The organism is Bradyrhizobium sp. 62B (assembly GCF_030272265.2).
Taxonomy (GTDB): domain Bacteria; phylum Pseudomonadota; class Alphaproteobacteria; order Rhizobiales; family Xanthobacteraceae; genus Bradyrhizobium.
Genome location: NZ_CP092841.2, coordinates 1,839,034 through 1,859,541 on the forward strand (window position 1 = coordinate 1,839,034; position 20,508 = coordinate 1,859,541).

Annotated in this window: 18 protein-coding genes; 8 read left to right on the forward strand and 10 right to left on the reverse strand. The window is 65.6% G+C overall.

The genetic code is table 11. The annotated features are described in order from the left end of the window. Nucleotides 1–165: 165 nt before the first annotated feature. The 6 genes from petA (at nucleotide 166) to ML401_RS08715 (ending at nucleotide 7,145) form a co-directional block, all read left to right on the forward strand. A complete protein-coding gene (petA, locus tag ML401_RS08690; protein ID WP_194406595.1) occupies nucleotides 166–696 on the forward strand; it encodes a ubiquinol-cytochrome c reductase iron-sulfur subunit in 531 nt (176 codons plus the stop codon). Between the two features lie 62 nt (nucleotides 697–758). Continuing rightward, nucleotides 759–2,831 carry a cytochrome b/c1 gene (gene fbcH / locus ML401_RS08695; RefSeq protein WP_194406596.1) on the forward strand — a complete coding sequence of 691 codons (2,073 nt, stop codon included), beginning with the start codon at nucleotides 759–761 and terminating at the stop codon, nucleotides 2,829–2,831. 185 nt (nucleotides 2,832–3,016) lie between these two features. Continuing rightward, entirely contained in the window at nucleotides 3,017–3,691 is a 675-nt protein-coding gene (locus ML401_RS08700) for a dienelactone hydrolase family protein (RefSeq protein ID WP_285811427.1), read from the forward strand. A 1-nt stretch (nucleotide 3,692) separates the two neighbouring features. Beyond that, nucleotides 3,693–4,157 carry a GNAT family N-acetyltransferase gene (locus tag ML401_RS08705; protein WP_212065600.1) on the forward strand — a complete coding sequence of 155 codons (465 nt, stop codon included), beginning with the start codon at nucleotides 3,693–3,695 and terminating at the stop codon, nucleotides 4,155–4,157. 273 nt (nucleotides 4,158–4,430) lie between these two features. Next, nucleotides 4,431–6,596: an anthranilate synthase component I gene (locus ML401_RS08710; RefSeq protein WP_259204622.1), complete on the forward strand. Its 2,166-nt coding sequence runs from the start codon at nucleotides 4,431–4,433 to the stop codon at nucleotides 6,594–6,596. A gap of 9 nt (nucleotides 6,597–6,605) precedes the next feature. Next, complete coding sequence (locus ML401_RS08715) at nucleotides 6,606–7,145, forward strand: adenine phosphoribosyltransferase (RefSeq protein ID WP_018323310.1); 540 nt, start codon at nucleotides 6,606–6,608, stop codon at nucleotides 7,143–7,145. A 14-nt stretch (nucleotides 7,146–7,159) separates the two neighbouring features. On the opposite strand, the gene ML401_RS08720 is transcribed toward ML401_RS08715, so the two are convergent. The 9 genes from ML401_RS08720 to ML401_RS08760 form a co-directional block, all read right to left on the reverse strand. Further along, nucleotides 7,160–7,492, reverse strand: a complete 333-nt coding sequence (locus ML401_RS08720; protein WP_285811433.1) for a GIY-YIG nuclease family protein — start codon at nucleotides 7,490–7,492, stop codon at nucleotides 7,160–7,162. 86 nt (nucleotides 7,493–7,578) lie between these two features. Further along, complete coding sequence (locus ML401_RS08725) at nucleotides 7,579–8,247, reverse strand: hypothetical protein (RefSeq protein ID WP_285811434.1); 669 nt, start codon at nucleotides 8,245–8,247, stop codon at nucleotides 7,579–7,581. A gap of 60 nt (nucleotides 8,248–8,307) precedes the next feature. Next, nucleotides 8,308–9,060, reverse strand: coding sequence for a hypothetical protein (locus ML401_RS08730; protein ID WP_063196576.1), 753 nt, complete (start codon nucleotides 9,058–9,060; stop codon nucleotides 8,308–8,310). Between the two features lie 219 nt (nucleotides 9,061–9,279). After that, nucleotides 9,280–10,494, reverse strand: a complete 1,215-nt coding sequence (locus ML401_RS08735; protein WP_285811435.1) for a M48 family metallopeptidase — start codon at nucleotides 10,492–10,494, stop codon at nucleotides 9,280–9,282. Nucleotides 10,495–10,527: 33 nt separating this feature from the next. Then, nucleotides 10,528–11,088, reverse strand: coding sequence for a LemA family protein (locus ML401_RS08740; RefSeq protein ID WP_194406603.1), 561 nt, complete (start codon nucleotides 11,086–11,088; stop codon nucleotides 10,528–10,530). 138 nt (nucleotides 11,089–11,226) lie between these two features. After that, nucleotides 11,227–12,207 carry a small ribosomal subunit Rsm22 family protein gene (locus ML401_RS08745; RefSeq protein ID WP_259204634.1) on the reverse strand — a complete coding sequence of 327 codons (981 nt, stop codon included), beginning with the start codon at nucleotides 12,205–12,207 and terminating at the stop codon, nucleotides 11,227–11,229. 108 nt (nucleotides 12,208–12,315) lie between these two features. Next, nucleotides 12,316–15,780: a chromosome segregation protein SMC gene (gene smc, locus ML401_RS08750; RefSeq protein ID WP_211419454.1), complete on the reverse strand. Its 3,465-nt coding sequence runs from the start codon at nucleotides 15,778–15,780 to the stop codon at nucleotides 12,316–12,318. Between the two features lie 217 nt (nucleotides 15,781–15,997). After that, on the reverse strand, nucleotides 15,998–16,654 hold the full coding sequence (locus ML401_RS08755) for a DsbA family protein (protein ID WP_212065594.1): 657 nt from the start codon (nucleotides 16,652–16,654) through the stop codon (nucleotides 15,998–16,000). A 132-nt stretch (nucleotides 16,655–16,786) separates the two neighbouring features. Next, a complete protein-coding gene (locus ML401_RS08760) occupies nucleotides 16,787–17,284 on the reverse strand; it encodes a DUF721 domain-containing protein (RefSeq protein ID WP_063196570.1) in 498 nt (165 codons plus the stop codon). Nucleotides 17,285–17,463: 179 nt separating this feature from the next. On the opposite strand from ML401_RS08760, the gene mutY reads away from it, so the two are divergent. Continuing rightward, nucleotides 17,464–18,582 (forward strand): A/G-specific adenine glycosylase, encoded by a 1,119-nt coding sequence (mutY, locus tag ML401_RS08765; protein ID WP_285811436.1) that lies wholly within the window; start codon nucleotides 17,464–17,466, stop codon nucleotides 18,580–18,582. Nucleotides 18,583–18,634: 52 nt separating this feature from the next. Beyond that, nucleotides 18,635–19,057, forward strand: a complete 423-nt coding sequence (locus tag ML401_RS08770; RefSeq protein ID WP_285811437.1) for a PaaI family thioesterase — start codon at nucleotides 18,635–18,637, stop codon at nucleotides 19,055–19,057. Between the two features lie 153 nt (nucleotides 19,058–19,210). Here ML401_RS08770 and ML401_RS08775 read toward each other — a convergent pair whose 3' ends face one another. Next, nucleotides 19,211–20,488 (reverse strand): flavin-dependent oxidoreductase, encoded by a 1,278-nt coding sequence (locus tag ML401_RS08775; protein ID WP_285811439.1) that lies wholly within the window; start codon nucleotides 20,486–20,488, stop codon nucleotides 19,211–19,213. Nucleotides 20,489–20,508: the final 20 nt, after the last annotated feature.

Here is a 20,508-nt window from a genome sequence, read left to right on the forward strand (position 1 = left end):
GGGTGCCAATAGAACGATTCTGGACTGCTGTTTCGCCTGTTTAGAGGCGAATAAGCGAAGTTCTGCCGCCGCGGGGGGCCGCGGGCGCCGGCAGCCTTTCCGGGGACCTCATGGGCGCCTCCTGGAGCGGTTCCGCCGGCTGCGTAAGAAGAAAGGGTTGGAATCGTGACGACAGCGTCTTCGGCGGACCATCCGACACGCCGTGATTTCTTATTCGTTGCAACGGGGGCAGCTGCCGCAGTAGGGGGCGCAGCCGCGCTCTGGCCCTTCATCTCCCAAATGAATCCTGACGCCTCGACCATCGCCGCCGGTGCGCCGATCGAGGTCGATCTCAGCCCGGTCGCCGAAGGGCAGGACATCAAGGTGTTCTGGCGCGGCAAGCCGATCTACATCAGCCACCGCACCAAGAAGCAGATCGACGAGGCGCGCGCCGTCAACGTGGCGAGCCTGCCCGATCCGCAGACCGACGAGGCCCGGGTCAAGTCCGGCCACGAGCAATGGCTGGTCGTGATCGGCATCTGCACCCATCTCGGCTGCATCCCGATCGCTCATGAAGGCAGCTACGACGGGTTCTTCTGCCCCTGCCATGGTTCGCAGTACGATTCGTCCGGCCGCATCCGCCAGGGGCCCGCGCCCGCGAACCTGCCGGTGCCGCCGTACACGTTCGTTTCCGACACCAAAATCCAGATCGGCTGAGCTTCGGACGCACGTCCGAAGCTTCGCGCCGTCTCGTCGTTTTATTTCCTCAGGATCGCATCATGAGCGGACCATCCGACTACCAGCCGAGCAATCCGGCCCTGCAATGGATCGAGCGGCGCCTGCCGATCTTCGGCCTCATGCACTCCTCGTTCGTCGCCTATCCCACCCCGCGCAACCTGAACTATTGGTGGACCTTCGGCGCCATCCTCTCCTTCATGCTGGGGATGCAGATCCTGACCGGCGTGATCCTGGCGATGCACTACACGCCGCATGCCGATCTCGCCTTCAAGTCGGTCGAGCTGATCGTCCGCGACGTGAACTACGGCTGGCTGCTGCGCAACATGCACGCCTGCGGCGCGTCGATGTTCTTCTTCGCGGTCTACGTCCACATGCTGCGCGGTCTCTATTACGGCTCCTACAAGGAGCCGCGCGAGGTGCTGTGGATCCTTGGCGTCATCATCTACCTCCTGATGATGGCGACGGGCTTCATGGGCTACGTGCTGCCCTGGGGCCAGATGAGCTTCTGGGGCGCCACCGTCATCACCAATCTGTTCTCCGCCATTCCCTATTTCGGCGAGAGCATCGTGACGCTGCTGTGGGGCGGCTATTCGGTCGGCAACCCGACGCTGAACCGCTTCTTCTCGCTGCATTACCTGCTGCCGTTCCTGATCGCGGGCGTCGTTGTGCTCCACGTCTGGGCACTGCACGTCGCCGGCCAGAACAATCCTGACGGCGTCGAGCCGAAGACGGAAAAGGACACGGTGCCGTTCACGCCGCACGCGACCATCAAGGACATGTTCGGCGTCGCCTGTTTCATGCTGCTCTACGCCTGGTTCATCTTCTACATGCCGAACTATCTCGGCGATGCCGACAACTACATTCCGGCGAACCCGGGCGTGACGCCGCCGCACATCGTGCCGGAATGGTATTACCTGCCGTTCTACGCGATCCTGCGCTCGATCCCGAACAAGCTCGCGGGCGTCGTCGCGATGTTCGGCGCGATCATCATCCTGTGCTTCCTGCCCTGGCTGGACGCCGCGAAGACCAAGTCGTCGAAGTATCGTCCGCTGGCCAAGCAGTTCTTCTGGATCTTCGTCGTGGTCTGCATCCTGCTCGGCTATCTCGGCGCACAGCCGCCGGAAGGCATCTACGTCGTTGCCGGCCGCGTTCTGACGGTCTGCTACTTCGCCTACTTCCTCATCGTGCTACCGCTGCTCTCGCGCATCGAGAAGCCGCGGCCCGTGCCGAACTCGATCTCCGATGCGGTTCTGGCCAAGACCGGCAGCCGATCGACGCCGATGGTGTCGACCGCGATCATGCTGGCACTGGCGGGTTCGCTGTTCGCGGGCTCGGTCGACAGCGCGAAGGCGTCTGAAGGCAGCGACACGCCTCCCGGCAACAAATGGTCGTTCTCCGGCCCTTTCGGTAAGTTCGACCGCGGAGCGCTGCAGCGCGGCCTGAAGGTCTACAAGGAGGTCTGCGCCAGCTGCCACGGGCTGTCCTATGTCTCCTTCCGCAACCTCGCCGAGCCCGGTGGGCCCGGCTATTCGGTGGCGCAGGCGGCAGCCTTCGCGTCCGAATACAAGGTCAAGGACGGTCCGAACGATGCGGGCGACATGTTCGAGCGCGCAGGGCGGCCGGCGGATTATTTCCCCTCGCCGTTCCCGAACGAGCAGGCTGCACGTGCCGCGAACGGCGGCGCGGCGCCGCCCGACCTGTCGCTGATCACCAAGGCGCGCTCCTATAAGCGCGGTTTCCCCTGGTTCATCGTCGACTTCTTCAGCCAGTACCAGGAGCAGGGTCCGGACTACGTCTCGGCGGTGCTGCAGGGCTTTGACGATCACGTCCCCGAGGGCGTCACCATTCCGGAGGGTTCGTACTACAACAAGTACTTCCCGGGCCACGCCATCAAGATGCCGAAGCCGCTCAGCGACGGCCAGGTGACCTATGACGACGGCTCGCCGACCACGGTGGCGCAGTATTCCAAGGACGTCACCACATTCCTGATGTGGACCGCCGAGCCGCACATGGAAGCGCGCAAGCGCCTCGGCTTCCAGGTCTTCATCTTCCTGATCCTGTTCGCGGGCCTGATGTACTTCACCAAGAAGAAGGTCTGGGCCAGCTCGCACTGAGCAGCGCGCGCGAAACGAGAAATGAGAAGCCCCCGCAAGGGGGCTTTTTTTCTGAGCTCAGCTCTCGGTCATTCCGGGTTCGCACTGTCGTGCGCCCCGAAATGACGAGAGTGTGGATTGCGCCTCGCGGTCCCACCCGCCAAAATGCCGTCAATCGCTCTGCCAGAAACTCATCGGAGGACACCATGGGAACCGCCATCACCTTCAAGCGCCCGGATGGCAAGGACGCCTCGGGCTATCTCGCCAATGCCGCGCGCGGCAACGCGCCGGGCGTGGTCGTGATCCAGGAATGGTGGGGCCTGTCGGACCAGATCAAGGGCCTGTGCGACCGCTTTGCGCTGGCCGGCTTCGATGCGCTGGCGCCCGATCTCTACAAGGGCAAGGTGGTGCCGTATCACGACACGGACAGCGCCAACAAGGAGATGAACTCCCTCGACTTCATGGACGCCACCACGCAGACGGTGCGCGGCGCCGCGCAATATCTGGCGCGCAACGGCGCCAAGGTCGGGCTGACAGGCTTCTGCCTCGGCGGCGCCGTGACCATCATCGGCTCGGTGCATGTGCCGGAGCTGTCCGCCGGCGTCGTGTTCTACGGCATCCCGCCGGAGCAGGCGGCCAAGCCGGCCGACGTCAAGATTCCGCTGCAGGCTCATTTCGCCAACAAGGACGATTGGTGCACGCCGGAGCTGGTCAATGGCTTCGAAAAGGCCATGAAGGCCGCCGGCAAGTCGCTCGAGCTGTTCCGCTATGACGCCGAGCACGCCTTCGTCAACGAGCAGCGCCTGGCCGTGCACGACCGCGAAGCTGCTGAACTCGCCTGGGGCCGGGCGACGGAGTTTTTCAGGAAGCATCTGGGGTAGCATGACGGGCAGCCCGAACCTCAGCTTTCGGCCGCTCGAAATGCACGATCTCAAGGCGATCAGTCTCGTGCACTACCGCGCCTGCCTGATCGCCTATCAATTCATGAACTGGTCGTATTCGCTGCAGGAGGTCGAGGCCTGGTATTCGCCTAAATTCGCCGAATGGAGCTGGACACTCGCAGCATTCGAGGCGGACGCCATGGCGGGTTTCATTGCGCTGAAGGGCCGGCATGTCGATCAGCTCTTCGTCGATCCATCGTGTCACCGGCGCGGCGCCGGTTCGGCGCTGCTGGAGCGAGCGATCGCGAGTGTGCATGCGAGTGCTCATGGCCGGATCACGCTCGATGTTTTCGAGCAGAATTTCGCTGCGCGTGCGTTCTACGAGAAGCACGGCTTTCGCGAGCGCGATCGATGGATGAACGAGGAAGAAGGCGCCATCGACCTGCTATATCTCCGCGAGGGCTGAACAACCGTCAGGCCGTTTTCACGCTTTCAAGCCTCGAAAGAGGGCCCGGACGGGCAGGGGCGTGGTTCCGTCTCTTGACATGGCCTCTCTCGGATGGTGAGTATCCGCCCATGAGCACCGCCGTCCGCCCAGCCCGTCTTTGGTGGCGCACCTCCTAAGAGGTGGCCGGTGCGATTTATTCTCCCAAAATCGTCTGAGGTCGCCTGCACAGTGCGGCGGCCTTCTCGTTTGTCCTGTGTGGCGTTCCCTCGGCAAGTTTCGTAAGAGGACCACATGAACAGGACAGTCTTTGCCCTCCCGGCCCGAAGCGATTACGTGACCCGCGCAGGTCTCGCGATCACGCGCGTGGCCGAGCAGTTCACGGGCGGCGCCAACCGGCTCGACGATCTCATCAATCTGCTCGACCGCCGCCGCGGCGTGGTGCTGTCCTCGGGCACCACCGTGCCCGGCCGCTACGAGAGTTTTGACCTCGGCTTCTCCGATCCGCCCCTCAAGCTCGAGACCACTGGCGTCGATTTCAAGCTGGAAGCGCTGAATGGGCGCGGCCAGGTGCTGATCGCCTTCCTCGCCGATGTCCTGCGCGAGCCCTGCGTCGTGATTTCCGAGAAGAGCGCGACGCATCTCGCCGGCCACATCGTCCGCGGCGACGCGCCGGTCGAGGAGGACCAGCGCACGCGGCGTGCCAGCGTGATGTCGCTAGTGCGCGACATCATCGCAGCCTTCTCCGCCAATGACGACGGGCTGCTCGGCCTGTTCGGCGCCTTCGCCTACGACCTCGTGTTCCAGATCGAGGATCTCAAGCAGAAGCGCGCACGCGAGGCCGACCAGCGCGACATCGTGCTCTACGTACCAGATCGCCTGCTGGCCTATGACCGCGCCACCGGCCGCGGCGTCGTGCTCGCCTACGACTTCGCCTGGAAGGGCAAGTCGACCGCAGGCCTGCCGCGCGAGACCGCCGAAAGCCCTTATTTGAAGACGCCGCGCCAGGGCTTCGCCGATCACGCGCCCGGCGAATATCAGGCGACCGTCGAGACCGCGCGCGCCGCCTTTGCGCGCGGCGATCTCTTTGAAGCGGTGCCGGGACAGCTGTTCGCCGAGCCTTGCGACCGCTCGCCGGCCGAGGTGTTCCAGCGCCTCTGCGTCATCAACCCGTCTCCTTACGGCGCGCTGATGAATCTCGGCGAGGGCGAGTTTCTCGTCTCGGCTTCACCGGAAATGTTCGTGCGCTCGGACGGCCGCCGGGTCGAGACATGCCCGATCTCGGGCACCATCGCGCGCGGCACGGATTCGATCGGCGATGCCGAGCAGATCCGCAAGCTGCTGAACTCGGAGAAGGACGAGTTCGAGCTCAACATGTGCACCGACGTCGACCGCAACGACAAGGCGCGGGTCTGCGTCCCCGGCACCATCAAGGTGCTGGCGCGGCGCCAGATCGAGACCTACTCAAAACTGTTCCACACCGTCGATCACGTCGAGGGCATGCTGCGCCCTGGCTTCGACGCGCTCGATGCCTTCCTCACCCATGCCTGGGCGGTCACCGTGACAGGCGCGCCGAAGCTGTGGGCGATGCAGTTCGTCGAGGATCACGAGCGCTCGCCGCGGCGCTGGTATGCCGGCGCCATTGGAGCTGTGAATTTCGACGGCAGCATCAACACCGGCCTCACCATCCGCACCATCCGCATGAAGGATGGTCTTGCTGAAGTGCGCGTCGGTGCGACCTGCCTGTTTGATTCCGATCCCGCAGCCGAAGACCGTGAATGCCAGGTCAAAGCCGCAGCCCTATTCCAGGCCCTGCGCGGCGATCCGCCGAAGCCGCTGTCGACCTTCGCACCGGATGCGACCGGCTCGGGCAAGCGGGTGCTGCTGATCGACCACGACGACAGCTTCGTGCACATGCTCGCCGATTATTTCCGCCAGGTCGGCGCCGAAGTCACCGTGGTCCGCCATGTGCACGCGCTCGACATGCTCAAGCAGAAGACTTGGGATTTGCTGGTGTTGTCGCCGGGGCCCGGGCGTCCTGAGGATTTCGCGATCAAGAAGACGATTGATGCGGCGCTCGAGAAGAAGCTGCCGGTGTTCGGCGTCTGCTTGGGCGTGCAGGCGATCGGAGAATATTTCGGGGGCGAGCTTGGCCAGCTCACCCATCCCGCCCACGGCCGCCCCTCGCGGGTGCAGGTGCGCGGTGGGCGCTTGATGCGCAATCTGCCGAACGAGATTGTCATCGGCCGCTATCACTCGCTCTTCGTCGAGCGCGACAGCATGCCGGAGGTGCTTGACGTCACCGCCAGCACCGAGGACGGCGTTGCCATGGCGCTGGAGCACAAGACCCTGCCGGTCGCCGGCGTGCAATTCCACCCGGAATCGCTGATGTCGCTCGGCAACGAGGTGGGACTACGTATTGTTGAAAACGCGTTCCGGCTGGATGCGCGTGTCGATTGAGAGGCACCAATGACCTTTGACCACGACATCAAGGCGAGCGTCCGCACCATCCCCGACTATCCCAAGCCCGGGATCATGTTCCGCGACATCACCACGTTGCTCGCGGACGCGCGCGCGTTCCGCCGTGCTGTCGACGAGCTCGTCAATCCCTGGGCCGGCAACAAGATCGACAAGGTCGCCGGCATGGAGGCGAGGGGCTTCATCATCGGCGGCGCGGTGGCGCACCAGCTCTCGGCCGGCTTCGTGCCGATCCGGAAAAAAGGCAAGCTGCCGCATACGACGGTGCGGATCGCCTATTCGCTCGAATACGGCATCGACGAGATGGAGATGCATGTCGATGCCATCCAGCCCGGCGAGCGCGTCATCCTGGTCGACGACCTCATCGCCACCGGCGGCACCGCGGAAGGCGCCGTAAAATTGCTGCGCCAGATCGGCGCCAACGTCGTCGCCGCCTGCTTCATCATCGACCTGCCGGAGCTCGGCGGCGCCGCCAAGCTCCGCGCCATGGACGTGCCGGTGCGCACGCTGATGACGTTCGAGGGGCACTGAGCCGGCCGCGGCGGTCAGATCGCCTCGGCCTTGAGCTCGGCCCGCCAATGCAGCAGGCGCTCCTTCAGGAGCGCGTTCCTGACATAGGCACTCTCTTCGTCCTCCAGACGCTCGCATTCGCCAAACGTCAGGCCGGCCTCGCCATGGGCTTTCCAGGCGGCCTGGAGGCTGCGGCAGGTATGGCTGCCCTGGCGGAGCGAGAACCAGATGCGGTTCTGGATCGTCTCGAGGTTTGGCGCCTGTCCGACCCAGGCCTCGCCTGAGGCCGCGCAGCGGACAACGTAGATGCCAGCAACTGTCTTGCGCTCCTTGTAGGCGGCGATCGCTGCTTTCCGGTCAATGCTCACGGGGGATGGGCCTTGCTGAGGGGATATGGATGCCCGCCTCCATACGTCGGCTCCAGCCTGCAGTCAATATTATCCGGGTAAAATAATCAGGACCGCTGCAGGATCAGGCTGAGCTCGAGCTCGCGGAAGGCGAGGTAATTGCGCCGGGTCCATTGGTGCAGCTCGGTCGAGGCGTCTTTCTCCTGGCGGAGATAGCCGGTGAAGGAGAAGTTCAGCCGGTCGATATAGGTCTTGAGGAAGCCGGGCAGGGCGGGCAGGCGGAACAGCCGGCCGCCGGCCATCGCAGCCGGCAGCTCGCCGCGCACGACATATTCGTTGTCGACCGTGATCAGGTTCATCCGCGGGATCCGCCCGCGCAGCATCTCGTGGGCGCGGGCCGAGACGCGGTCGGTGTCGGCGACGAACAGGATCTGGGGCGCGACGTGTCGGCGTGCCGCCTCCTTCAACAGGCCGATCTCGTCGGTCATCTTGAAGAACTCGTCGAAGGCGTGGAAGCCGAGGTCGATCACCTTGGGAAGCCCATCGTCGACGATGACGCGGTCCATCAGCTGCATCTTGCCGTAGGTGTCGATCACGTCAGCGGTCTCGGTGACCCCCGGCAGGTAGTCGAGCAGCGACGGCTCCTTCAGATTGACGTCGAAGGCCGCGACATTGCCGTTCTTGAGCAGCAGGAATTCGCTCAAAAGCCGCGCCAGCAGGGTCTTGCCGACCTGCGGGCGGGGCGAGCAGATGATGTAGACGGGCGTTGCGGGCATCGACAGCTATATCAGTCGAACTTGGCGACCAATCCAGCCGTATCAGCCCGGCTTGCGCAACTATTTTTCGCTGTTGCGGGTCACGGACTTCGAACCGACGATGTCGGTCAGGCGGATGCGGTCGAACTCGCTCCAGACGTTGGCCAGCCAGTGCCTGACATAGCCGCGCAGCACGAAGGAATAGTTCGCGGCCTCGTCGTTGATGCCCTTGTTGGCAACGAATTTCAGGAACGGGACGGACGACACCTCGACCTGTTCATAGGCCATTTCGTTGAGCTTGGGGATGGTCAGCTCAGTGGCGTCCTTGATGCGGTGGAAGTAGGAATTATAGGTCGCCTGGTCCCACTGGAAGAACTGGGTGTCGTTGATGAAGTTCTTCACCAGGAAGTATTTGGCACCGGTCATGAAGCCCGCGGTCTCGGCGATTTCGTCCAGAGAGGCGATCGAGGGTCCGAGGATGTGGAACACGGCAAAGGTAATCTGGCCGGCCTTGGCGGCGTCGAGGAAACCGATGTCGCGCAAGGAGGCGAGCGCCGGCGAGAGCAGGCCGGCGCGGACGTCGATCACGGTGACCGACGGGCTCGTCGCGTTGAGTGTATCGAAGATCTTCATCTGATCGGCCGTCGTCGTCATGTCGACGATCTCGGTGATGTCAGGGTGGAAGCGCTTCAGGGTTCCGCGGGGCGACTCCGTGTCGAAGGCGCGCGTCGGCACGTTGTTGGCTGAGAAATAATCGAGCAAGGTGCGCGACACCGTGGTCTTGCCGACCCCGCCCTTGTCCGCGCCCACTACAACCACTGCCGGCTTTGCCATTGCTGTCCCCTAACGCGCGCCCCCCGATCGCGAGGTCGCGATCGGCCGGGCCCCAAATCGATGTCCCGAGGATGGTCCCAAGGATGTCCCGAGTCTGCTGTTGGGCGCGAACATGGCAGAAACAAGGGAGAATTCAATTCCGCAGGCCGTCGAAACGGCAATTCCCGAAGTTTTTCCCAAGCGCGGCGAAACTGCCGCGCATGACGGCTTATCGCGCGCTCAATGACGGCCCCAAGGGCCCATGGGACTACCCACGGGGTTGCTGTTCGCGGTTCCGGGGGCAGGCACGGGCGGCGGAGCGGCTGGGCCGCTGGCATCGTTCCAGGGACCATGATGGAGCGGTGGTGGGGCATGCTGCGGGTCGGCTGGCGCCTCGGGCTCGCCCGTTTCCTCGGTCGGTGGCAGCGGGCCCGGATCATGGCCGCCGGCAAACTTGACCAGTGCATCCACCCTCGATTGCACCGAGGGGTGGGTTGCGAACAGGTCGGCAAAGCCTTCGCGGGGATTGTCGACGCAGAGCTCCATCACGGCCGAGGTCGCGCCGGGCAGCTCGCCACGATTCTCGATCTTGCGCAGCGCCGAGATCATGGCATCGGGATCTTTGGTCAATTCCACCGAGCCAGCGTCGGCGAGATATTCGCGCGAGCGCGACAAGGCGAGCTTGACCACCTGCGACAGCAGCCAGGCCACCACGATCAGCACGATCGCGATGATGATCACGATCACCGCGCCGCCGCCGGAGTTCTTGCTGTCGCTCGACGACGAGGAAGACGAGCGCGACGACGAAGAGGAGCCCGAGGACCACGAGCCGCCGGAGCCGGAGCTCCAATTGAAATTCGTGAACAGGCGGAAGAACAATTCGCCGAAGAAGCCAACCACGCCGGCGATGATGACGGCGACCACCATCAGCTGCACGTCGCCGTTCTTGATGTGGGTCAGTTCGTGGCCCAGCACCGCCTCGATCTCCTTGTCATTGAGCGTATCGAGGAGACCCGTGGTGACGGTGATGGAATATTGCCTGGGATTGAGGCCGGTCGCGAACGCGTTCAGCGCCGGGCTGTCCATGATCTTCAGCTTCGGCATGGTGATGCCGCGTGAGATGCAGAGGTTTTCGAGCAGATTGTAGAGCCGCGGCTCCTCCTGTCGGGTGACGTCGTGGCCGCCGGTCACGGCATCGATCATCGATTGGTGGAAGAAATAGGCGATCACGATCCAGGCCGCGGCCACGACCGTTGCAACGGGTGCTGCGACCTTCAGATCCAGGAAGGCGCGGCTCAGGTAATAGGCGACCGTGCCATTGCTGTTGATGACGACCTCGGCGACCAGCGCGCCGGCATAGACCAGCACATAGACCAGCGCGAACAGGCCGCCGAGCAACAGCATCGAACGAAACTTGTTCGAGGCGATATGCGTGTAGAGACCATACGCGGCCATGACGCGGTTGCCCTGCGACCTAGCGGCTCAAGATCAGAACTTTACCTGCGGCGCCGCCTCGACCTCGGTGCGGCTGGCGCCGAGATCGAAGAAGTCCCTCTTGGTGAAGCCGAACATGCCGGCGAACAGCGCCGCGGGCAGCTGCTGGATGCCGGTGTTGTATTCCTGGACCGCGTTGTTGAAGAAGCGGCGGCTCGCTGCGATCTTGTTCTCGAGGTCGGAGAGCTCGGATGCGAGCTGCTGGAAATTGGCGTTGGCCTTGAGGTCCGGATAGGCCTCCGACAGCGCGATCAGCCGGCCGAGCGCGCCGGACAGCTGGTTCTCAGCCGCGGACACCTGCGCGGGGCCTTGCGCCGACATCGCCGAATTGCGCGCCTTGATGACGTCGTCGAGCGTGCCGCGCTCATGCGAGGCATAGCCCTTCACGGTCTCGACCAGATTGGGCACGAGATCGTGGCGCTGCTTGAGCTGAACGTCGATATCGGCAAAGGCCTGGCCGACGCGCTGGCTCAGCGCCACAAGGCGGTTGTAGGCGCTGAACGCGAGGAAAGCGAGGACGACGATGACGCCGAGAACGATCCAGCCGGTCGACATGGAGAACTCCTGAAGGGGGAAGAAGGCGGGCCTAGCCTAGACCAAATTGGCGCAGAGCGAGAGCCCCGGCGCAGAGGAGAGGTAGGACTTGGTCGAACGGAGAGCCGCCCGAGTTCAAGGCAAAAGCCCCCGATGAGGTTAACTTTCGGCAATGACGGCGTCGCCCCAGCGCCAACGCCGGGCACTTGCGTAGGCGGCCTTGTCGCGCCGTGGGACCTTTGTCAGTGCGACACCTTCTTCGGTGCAGAGCTTCGCCGTGATCTCGGCCTTGCCAACATCCGGCGGGGCCAGCACGCGCGCAGCGCGGCTCGCCGGCGGTGTGCGTGTCAGGGCGACGTAAATGAAGCGCTCGTCCTCGAACGGCACCTCGGCGCCCTTGATCTGCCGGTGCGCCTGCGAGCGGGGCAGCCGCTGGCTGAAGTGACACCAGTCGGGCGCGACGAGCGGGCAGGGCCTCTCGTGCGGGCAGGGCGCGGCGACATAGGCGCCAGCCGCGATCAGCTGCTGGCGCAGCGCCAGGATGCGCGCGTAACCCGCGGGCGTGCCGGGCTCGATCACGACCAGCGCGTGGCGCGCTTTGGCCCACATGGTTTCCGCGAGCTTGCGCTGGTCGGCCTCGCTGAGCTCGCCGATGATGTAGCTGGCAATCACGAGATCGGCTTGCGAGACCTCCGCGAGGTTCGCACCGGCATCGCCGGGCAGATAGCGGCACTCCGCCAATCGCGAGCTGTCGCGTGCAAGTTCGAGCGCGAGCCGGCTCAGCGTGGCGTTGGCGTCGAGCAGGGTGAAATCCTGCAGCGAGGGAAAGGCCTCCGCTGCCGCCCAGCTCGCGGTGCCCGGGCCTGCGCCGACGTCGAGCAGCGTTTCAGGTGCGAGGCTTGGCGCGATCTCGGTCAGCGCATTCAGGCTGGCCGCGACGGCGGCGTAGGTCGCGGGCATGCGCGCCAGCGCATAGGCGAGCGCATCGGCTTCGGACTTGATCGTGCCGGAGCCGCCGCCTGCGCGATAGGCGGTCGAGATTTTTTGCGAGCGCTGCGCCGCGTCGGTGCGCGAGAAGCCCTGCAGCTTGCCGTCGAGGGCGGCCTTCAGTTCGGCGGGGAGGGTGGGGGAGATCATCATCAACCTCACGTCATTCCGGGGCGCGCGCAGCGCGAACCCGGAATCTGGAGGTTATAGCGCGAGATTCCGGGCTCTCGCTGCGCGAGCCCCGGAATGACGCCGGAGATATCACGCCACGTTCTGATCGAGAATGTCCACGGCCTCGGCGAGGCTCACCGACACCAGCTGCGACACGCCGCGCTCGGCCATGGTGACGCCGAACAGACGGTTCATCCGCGCCATGGTGATCGGGTTGTGCGTGATGATGATGAAGCGCGTGTCGGTCGAGCCGGTCATCTCGTGCAGGAGGTTGCAGTATCGTTCGACGTTGTGGTCGTCGAGCGGCGCGTCGACTTCGTCCAGCACGCAGATCGGCGAGGGGTTGGTCAGGAACACCGCGAAGATCAGCGCCATCGCGGTCAGCGCCTGCTCGCCGCCCGAGAGCAGCGACAGCGTCTGCGGCTTCTTGCCCGGCGGCTTGGCGATGATTTCGAGACCGGCTTCCAGCGGGTCGTCGCTTTCGATCAGGTGCAGCGCGGCCTCGCCGCCGCCGAACAGCTCGACGAACAGGCGCTTGAAGTGGTTGTTGACGACCTCGAACGAGGTCAACAGGCGCTCGCGCGCTTCCTTGTTGAGGCTCTGGATGCCCTGGCGCAGGCGCTTGATGGCTTCCACGAGATCGTCGCGCTCGGTGACGAGGCCGGTGTGCTGGGTCTCGACCTCGCGCAGCTCTTCCTCGGCGCGCAGATTGACGGCGCCGAGACGCTCGCGGTCGCGCCGCATCTTTTCGAGGTCTTCCTCGATGTCGTGCAGCGGCGGCAGCTCCGCGCCGGGCTCGAGCTCGGCAAGGCCTGCGACGGCCTGCGGCTCGACCTCGAGCATGTCGCGGATCTCGCGCTCGATGTCCTCGAGCCGCCGCCGTGCGCCTTCCATGCGCTCCTCGGCGCGGGCCGTGGCCTCGCGGGAGCTCGACAGGGCTTCGAGGGTCAGCTTGGCGACGCGGTCGGTCTCGGCCATCGCGCTTTCCGCGGTGGCGAGCGCGTCAGCGGCCATGCGGCGGTCGTTTTCCGCGTATTCGATCTCGGTGATCAGCGCGCTGCGCTTCTCGGCGAACACTTGCGGCGCGTTTTCGAGCTCGCTGCGCTCGATCGTGAGCTCGGCGATGCGGGCCTGGATGGTGTCGATGTGGGAGGCCGCGCTTTCCTTGCGGTTCTGCCACTCGGTGCGCTCGGCGAGGATCGCCTGCACGCGGCGGTCGGCGAGCTCGGCCTCGCGGGCCAGCGCCTGCGCCTCGGCGCGGACCTGGGCGGCCATGCGGCGGTGGCCTTCGATGTCGCTGCGGACGGCGGCGAGACGGGTCTCGGTGTCCTCGCTCGACGGCAGCTCGGAGATGCCGGCCTCGGCATATTCATAGGCAGCCTCGGCTTCGGCGCGGTCGGCGGCGAGGCGGCTGTGCGCTTCCGACAGCGTCGCCTTGCGCGCGGCATGGCGGCTGATCTCGCGCTCGGCGGTGGCATGGCGCTCGCGCGCGACGTTCAGCTCGCGCTGCGCGGCGCGCCAGGCTTCGCGGCTGGCGCCTTCCGTGCTGGCGGCCATCTGCAGCTCGGACTCGGCATTCTCCAGCGCCTGGCGCTTGATCTGCGCGTCGATGCGGGCCTGCTCCAGCTCGTTCTCGATGTCGACGAGGCGGGCACGCTCGGCGAGGCGGCGGGCCGCGCCGGTTGGAGCATGGGCGGCAGCGACAAAGCCGTCCCAGCGCCAGACGTCGCCTTCGGGCGACACCAGCCGCTGGCCGGTTTTGAGCTGCGAGACCAGCTCGGCACCGCGCTCGCGCGGCACCACGCCGATCTGGGCCAGGCGGCGGGCCAGCTCGGCCGGCGCCTGCACGTGATTGGAGAGCGGCACGGCGCCTTCGGGCAGCTCCGGATCGCCTTCGGTGTGGCCGACATTGGTCCAGCGCATCGGCGCCGACGGGTCGATCGGAGCGTCGAGATCGTCGCCAAGCGCGGCGCCGATCGCCTTCTCGAAGCCCTTGTCGACGGTGATGCCGTCGATGATCGGCGGCCACAGATTCTTGGTCTCGCCGTTGACGATCTTGGAGATTGTGCGTGCCTCGGTGTCGAGCCGCTGCACACGCTTATCCGCTTCGACCAGCGGCGAGCGCGAGGATTCCAGCGTCTGGCGCGCGGCGACGTGCGCGGCTTCGCTGGCCTGCGCCGCGGCTTCCGAAGCCGCCAGCGTCTGCTCCGCGGTCTCGACCAGAGCGGTCAGCTCGTCGAGGTCGCCGAAGCCGCCGGTCTCGGCGGCAAGCTTCTGCTCTTCCGCGGCGACGTTCGCGATCTCCTGGTCGAGCCGGGCGAGCTTGTCGCGGTGGGTGCGGACATTGGCCTCGAGCTGATTGCGCTTGGCGGTGAGGTCGGCGAGCGCGGTGGTGAGCTCGGCGAATTGCTGCTCGGTCTCGGTCAGCACCGCCTCGGCTTCGGCGACGCGCTCGTCGACGCCGGAGCGCTTCTCGACGCGCGACTTGATCTCTTCCTTGAGCTCTGCGTCTTCGGTGTCGAGCCGCTGCAGCGCGACATCGGCATCCATCGTCTGCTGCTGGGCGCGGGAGATGTCGCCCTCGAACTGGGCAAGGCGGCGCTCCAGCTCGGCGACGCGCTCCTTGGCGCGCTCTTCCTCGCGGTCGAGCAGCTCGCGGGCATTGGTCAGGCGCTGCAGCCCGGCGGCGGCGCGCGCTTCGGCATCGCGCAGCGCCGGCATTTCGGCGGCACGGATCGCCTGGATGCGAGCGGCCTCGGCCTGGTGCTGGGTGCGCTCGGCCATCTCGCGGACGGCGAGATCATGGGTCTGGCCGGATTCGTTGACGTCGGCATGGGCGCCGATCCAGCGCAGATGGAACAGGGTGGCTTCGGCCTTGCGGACCTTCGCCGCGACCTCGCGATAGCGCACCGCCTGGCGGGCCTGCTTCTTCAGGCCTTCCATCTGCCCGGAGAGCTGGCCGATCACGTCCTCGACGCGCGTGAGATTGGTTTCGGCAGCCTTCAGCCGCAGTTCGGCCTCGTGGCGGCGGGCGTGCAGGCCGGCAACGCCCGCGGCGTCTTCCAGCACGCGGCGGCGCTGCTCGGGCTTGGCCTGAATGATCTCGCCGATCTTGCCCTGGTGGACGAGGGCCGGCGAGCGCGCGCCGGTGGCGGCGTCGGCGAACAGGATCTGCACGTCGCGCGCGCGCACGTCGCGGCCGTTGATGCGATAGACCGAGCCCGCTTCGCGCTCGATGCGGCGGGAGATTTCGAGCAGCTGGCTGTCGTTCATCGCCGCCGGCGCGGTGCGATCGGCATTGTCGATCGTCATCGTCACTTCGGCGTGGTTACGCGCCGGACGGTTGCCGGAGCCGGCGAAGATCACCGCGTCCATGTCGGCAGCGCGCAAGCTCTTGTAGGAGGTCTCGCCCATCGCCCAGCGCAGCGCTTCGACGAGATTCGACTTGCCGCAGCCGTTGGGGCCGACCACGCCGGTCAGGCCGGGCTCGATGACGAAGTCGGTCGGCTCAACGAAGGACTTGAAGCCGTGAAGTCGCAGGCGGGTGATTTTCATAAGCACGCATCTCTGTTGGCAGGCGCGAATCCCCCTGCCGGGACACTACCATGGAAGGCAATGTCGCTATCCGGGCGAGTCGCGCGAGGCGCCTCATGCGGCTGGACAATGGCCGCGGTATGCCGCGAGGGCAACCGGCGAAAGCCGCTTTTCCCAAGGGATTTATGCCGGGAAAGATACGGCTTTCGAGATGCGAATCAGAGTCTTGACGCGCGAATCAGCTCTTCAGCAGCGGATTGATCTTCTTGGCGAACTCCTCGAACGAGGCCTCGCCCTTGATCTTCTCGCCGTTGATGAAGAAGGTCGGCGTCGAATCCACCTTGAGCACGTCGCTGGCGTATTTCTGGTCGGCGGCGATCTTGTCGAGCAGCGCCTGGTCCTTCAGGCAGGCTTCCACCTGCTGCTGCGTGAGGCCGGCCTGCTTGCCGATCCGCGTCAGGGTCTCGGTGGTGTTCTTCACCACCCAGTCGTTCTGCTGGCGGAACAGCATGTCGGTGACCGCGAAATATTTCGGCCCGTCGTCCTTCGCGATGCAGCGCGACAGCATCGAGCCGGCCGCGGCTTTGATGTCGAGCGGGAACTCGCGGAAGATGTAACGCACCTTGCCGGTGTCGATGTATTCCTTCTTGATCTTCGGGAACACCTGCTCGTTGAAGGCGGCGCAGTGCGGGCAGGTCATCGAAGCGTATTCGGTGATGGTGACGGCGGCGTCCTTCGGGCCGAGCGCCATGTCGGGCAGCGACACCGGCTTGGCCACATCGCCAGCCGACTGAGCCATGGCGTCAGAAATCCACCGGAGCGGCGAGAACCCGGCGACCGCGGCAAGCCCGGTCAGCGACAGCATCGTGGTGAAGGCGCGGCGGGTGATGATCAAGGTCGGCTCCCGAATTGGCGTGGTCTCGCCCCGAGGTCAGCAAGGTTCCCGGGCGGCCTGTCGCTAGCTTGAAACGTGGTTTGAGGCAATGGCGAGCGGCAGGGACGGTCCAGATTGGCCGCAAAATAAGGCTCAATTTCGCTTGATGGCCGCCCCAAGCCGCGCCAACGCCGTCTTCAGTTCTTCGTCTTCAATCGCCCCCAGGCTCTCCGCCACCTTGGCGACCGATTTGGGGTCCGGCGGGCCGGGCCGCTTCCGGGCCCGCGGCCGCGAGAGCGGGGCCTGGCGGAAAGCCAGCTTGCCGACCGCGCTCCAGCCGAAGAAACGGTTGACCCGCTGCAGGATCACGTCGGCGGAATGCTGGATCTCCAGCGCCATCGGCCCCTCGACCCGCAGCACCAGCGTCGCCGGCTCCTGCGGCTGGCCCTCTACGGGCCGCGGCCATTGCATCTTCAAGGGCTCGGCATGGGCCGCGATCTCGGGCCCCGCGATCTGCGCCCACCGCGTCACCAACTCGCGCGCGGCAAAGCCCTGCTTGGCATAGGCCTCGGCAAAGACGTCGTCGAGCAGGATGCCGAGCGGTTTGGCGCTGATCGGGCCGGGTTTGAAGATGGGACCGGATTTGGACATGGGGCCTTATAGCATTTTGGCGGGCGGGCCACATGGGCTTCGCCGTCATGGCCGGGCTTGTCCCGGCCATCCACGTTCTTCCTACTCATCCACGTTCTCCCGCGAAGAAAGACGTGGATGCCCGCGACGAGCGCGGGCATGACGTGGAGAGATCGACGTAACGTCGTTAGGGTGAGAGCATGAGCCCCAAATCTGCCCTCAAGGCCAGGCCGGAACCTGCGCCGTCGAAAGCGTCATCGCGCCCGACCCTCCTGCTCGCCTGGTACGACCGCCACCGGCGCCGGCTGCCTTGGCGGGCGGCGCCCGGAGAGGCGTCGGACCCGTACCGCGTCTGGCTGTCGGAGATCATGCTGCAGCAGACCACGGTGAAGGCGGTCGGGCCTTACTTCGAGAAATTCGTCGCGCGCTGGCCTGACGTCACGGCGTTGGGGAACGCCTCGCAGGACGACGTGCTGCGAATGTGGGCCGGCCTCGGCTATTATTCGCGTGCGCGCAATCTCTACGCCTGTGCCGTTGCCGTGACGCGCGAGCACGGCGGCGTCTTTCCGGACACCGAGGAGGGCCTGCGCGCGCTGCCGGGGATCGGGCCCTACACGGCGGCGGCGATTGCGGCGATTGCCTTCGACCGCCATACCATGCCGGTGGACGGCAATATCGAGCGCGTGGTGTCGCGGCTTTTTGCCGTTGAAGAAGAACTCCCGCAGGCGAAGCCGCTGATCCAGCAATTGGCGGCGACGCTGCTGGCGAATTCGCGCGCCGGCGACAGTGCCCAGGCGCTGATGGATCTGGGCGCCTCGATCTGCACGCCGAAGAAGCCGGCCTGCTCGCTGTGTCCGCTGAATGAGGATTGCATCGCGCGTGCGCAAGGCACGCAGGAAACCTTTCCGCGCAAGGCGCCGAAGAAGAGCGGGACGCTGCGCCGCGGCGCCGCCTTTGTCGTCACGCGCGGCGGCGAGCTGCTGGTCCGTTCGCGGCCGGAAAAAGGCCTGCTCGGCGGCATGACGGAAGTGCCGGGCTCGGACTGGCTCGCCGGCCAGGACGATGCGACCGCGAAGCAGCAGGCGCCGGAGTTGAAGGGGTTGTCGCGCTGGCAGCGCAAGGTGGGCGTCGTCACCCACGTCTTCACACATTTTCCGCTGGAGCTCGTGGTCTATACCGCGAAGGCGGAGGCGCGCACGCGTGCACCCGAGGGTATGCGTTGGGTGCCGACCGCGACCCTGGCCGGTGAAGCGCTGCCCAACGTCATGCGCAAGGTGATCGCGCACGCGCTGGATCTTCCACCAGGCCGCTCCTCCTGACAGCACGCTGGCAGCAGCGTTGCGCTAGGGGATTGCGAAATGGAGGCTGCCAATGGTCAAGACCGCGCTCGACAACTTTCCAAGGCCGCCCTGCGCCGAACTCCTCGGCTGGCGCCTGCTCGATGCCCGTCCGGAGGAGGGCTGGATCAAGCTCGCCTTCGAGGGTAAGCCCGAGTTCTGCAATCCGGCGGGCTTCATCCAGGGCGGCATGCTCTCGGCCATGCTCGACGACACCATGGGCCCGGCCGTGCTGGTGATGAGCGAGGGCCGGCTCTACACCACCACCATCAGCATGACCGTGAACTTTTTGGCGCCGGCCAAGCCTGGGACGATTGTCGGCGAGGCCAAGGTGACGCAGCTCGGCAGGACGATTGCGTTCGTCGAGGCGAAGCTGATGGCGGAAGACGGCACGGTGCTGGCAACGGCAAGCGCGAGCGAGCGATTGCTGGAGGCGGCGAGGGTGGTGGGGAAATAGGCCGGGCCGCGCGCTCCTCTTCCCTTCTCTCCTTGCGGGAGAAGGTGGCGCGAAGCGCCGGATGAGGGGTATCTCTCCACGAACTCTCATCGCGAGTTGAACGCGGGGGACAAACCCCTCAGGGCGCATTCATGCGCATCTTCGCGCGAAGTCCTAAGCTCCCGCCCGCGCATCCTTGCTCACGATCGGCGGCTTGGCGTTCAGCGCTTCCACCTGGAACCCCGCCACGCGCTTGTAGTTCGCCGCGATGTCTTCCAGCTCCTTTTGCGACAACACGTCGGTGACGACCTTGTACCCGTCGGGCGCGCGCTCCTCGACCAGCTGCATCACCTGCTCGGGGCCGTTCTTGCGGTTGAGCAGGACGAGGTCGGTGGTCGCGGGCCTGCGCTCGGCTTCATAGGCGAGCAGCGCCGCGCTCGTCGGGCCATGCGCGAGAATCTCGCGGGTGATCGTGCGGGCATCGAGGATCGCCTGCGAGGCGCCGTTCGAGCCGATCGGATACATCGGATGCGCGGCATCGCCCATCAGCGTGACCTTGCCAAAGGTCCATTGCGAGACCGGGTCGCGGTCGACCAGCGGATATTCATAGGCGTGCGGGCAGTCTCGGATCAGGCCGGGCACGTCGAGCCAGTCGAACTGCCAGCTCTCGAACCATGGCAGGAACTCTTCCAGCCGCGCGGTGCGGTTATAGTCCTCGCGCCGCCACTGATAGGTCGGGGGCATATGTCGCTCGGCGACCCAGTTGATCAGGTGATTGCCGGATGCATCCGGCTCCTTGCTGATCGGATAGCAGACGAATTTCAGGATCTCATGCCCGGCCATGATCATGGTGCGGCCGCTGAGGAAGGCTTTCGCCGGCGTGACGCCCCGCCAGAGGATGCGGCCGTTCCAGATCGGCGGGCCTTCGTTCGGGTAGAGCTTTTCTCGCGCGGCGGAATGAATGCCGTCGGCCGCGATCAGGATCGCGCCATCATAGGTCCCGGCGGCCCTACCGGTCGCCCGGTCGATGAAGTCGGCGCGCACGCCGTCTGCGGTCTCGGTCCAACCGGTCAGATGATGGCTGGTGAGAATGTTGCCGCGGCCGAGCCGCTCGACCGCGGTGTCGAGCAGGAGCTGCTGCAGCGTGCCGCGGTGGATCGAGAATTGCGGCCATTTGTAGCCGGCCTCCAGCCCGCGCGGCTCGCTCCAGATCGGCTTGCCGTGCTTGGAGAAATAGGCGAGCTCGCGCGTCCGCACGCCGCTGGCGTCCAGCCTGTCCAAAAGCCCGAGTTCGATCAGTTCGCGCACCGCATGCGGCAGCACGTTGATGCCGACGCCGAGCGGCTTAAGTTCGGCGACACTCTCGAACACTTTTACGGGAACGCCGATCTGGTGCAGGCTGAGCGCAAGCGTCAGGCCGCCGATGCCGCCACCGGCGATGAGTACGGTCATGACAATCCCCCTCCGATTGA

Excerpts from the sequence above, each read along its gene's own strand:
- smc (WP_211419454.1), bottom strand. The coding sequence starts at position 15,780 with ATGAAAATCACCCGCCTGCGACTTCACGGCTTCAAGTCCTTCGTTGAG.
- ML401_RS08710 (WP_259204622.1), top strand. The coding sequence starts at position 4,431 with ATGAACAGGACAGTCTTTGCCCTCCCGGCCCGAAGCGATTACGTGACC.
- ML401_RS08745 (WP_259204634.1), bottom strand. The coding sequence starts at position 12,207 with ATGATGATCTCCCCCACCCTCCCCGCCGAACTGAAGGCCGCCCTCGAC.
- ML401_RS08725 (WP_285811434.1), bottom strand. The coding sequence starts at position 8,247 with ATGCCCGCAACGCCCGTCTACATCATCTGCTCGCCCCGCCCGCAGGTC.
- ML401_RS08740 (WP_194406603.1), bottom strand. The coding sequence starts at position 11,088 with ATGTCGACCGGCTGGATCGTTCTCGGCGTCATCGTCGTCCTCGCTTTC.
- fbcH (WP_194406596.1), top strand. The coding sequence starts at position 759 with ATGAGCGGACCATCCGACTACCAGCCGAGCAATCCGGCCCTGCAATGG.
- ML401_RS08715 (WP_018323310.1), top strand. The coding sequence starts at position 6,606 with ATGACCTTTGACCACGACATCAAGGCGAGCGTCCGCACCATCCCCGAC.
- ML401_RS08730 (WP_063196576.1), bottom strand. The coding sequence starts at position 9,060 with ATGGCAAAGCCGGCAGTGGTTGTAGTGGGCGCGGACAAGGGCGGGGTC.
- ML401_RS08760 (WP_063196570.1), bottom strand. The coding sequence starts at position 17,284 with ATGTCCAAATCCGGTCCCATCTTCAAACCCGGCCCGATCAGCGCCAAA.
- ML401_RS08770 (WP_285811437.1), top strand. The coding sequence starts at position 18,635 with ATGGTCAAGACCGCGCTCGACAACTTTCCAAGGCCGCCCTGCGCCGAA.
- ML401_RS08700 (WP_285811427.1), top strand. The coding sequence starts at position 3,017 with ATGGGAACCGCCATCACCTTCAAGCGCCCGGATGGCAAGGACGCCTCG.
- ML401_RS08735 (WP_285811435.1), bottom strand. The coding sequence starts at position 10,494 with ATGGCCGCGTATGGTCTCTACACGCATATCGCCTCGAACAAGTTTCGT.
- ML401_RS08705 (WP_212065600.1), top strand. The coding sequence starts at position 3,693 with ATGACGGGCAGCCCGAACCTCAGCTTTCGGCCGCTCGAAATGCACGAT.
- ML401_RS08775 (WP_285811439.1), bottom strand. The coding sequence starts at position 20,488 with ATGACCGTACTCATCGCCGGTGGCGGCATCGGCGGCCTGACGCTTGCG.
- mutY (WP_285811436.1), top strand. The coding sequence starts at position 17,464 with ATGAGCCCCAAATCTGCCCTCAAGGCCAGGCCGGAACCTGCGCCGTCG.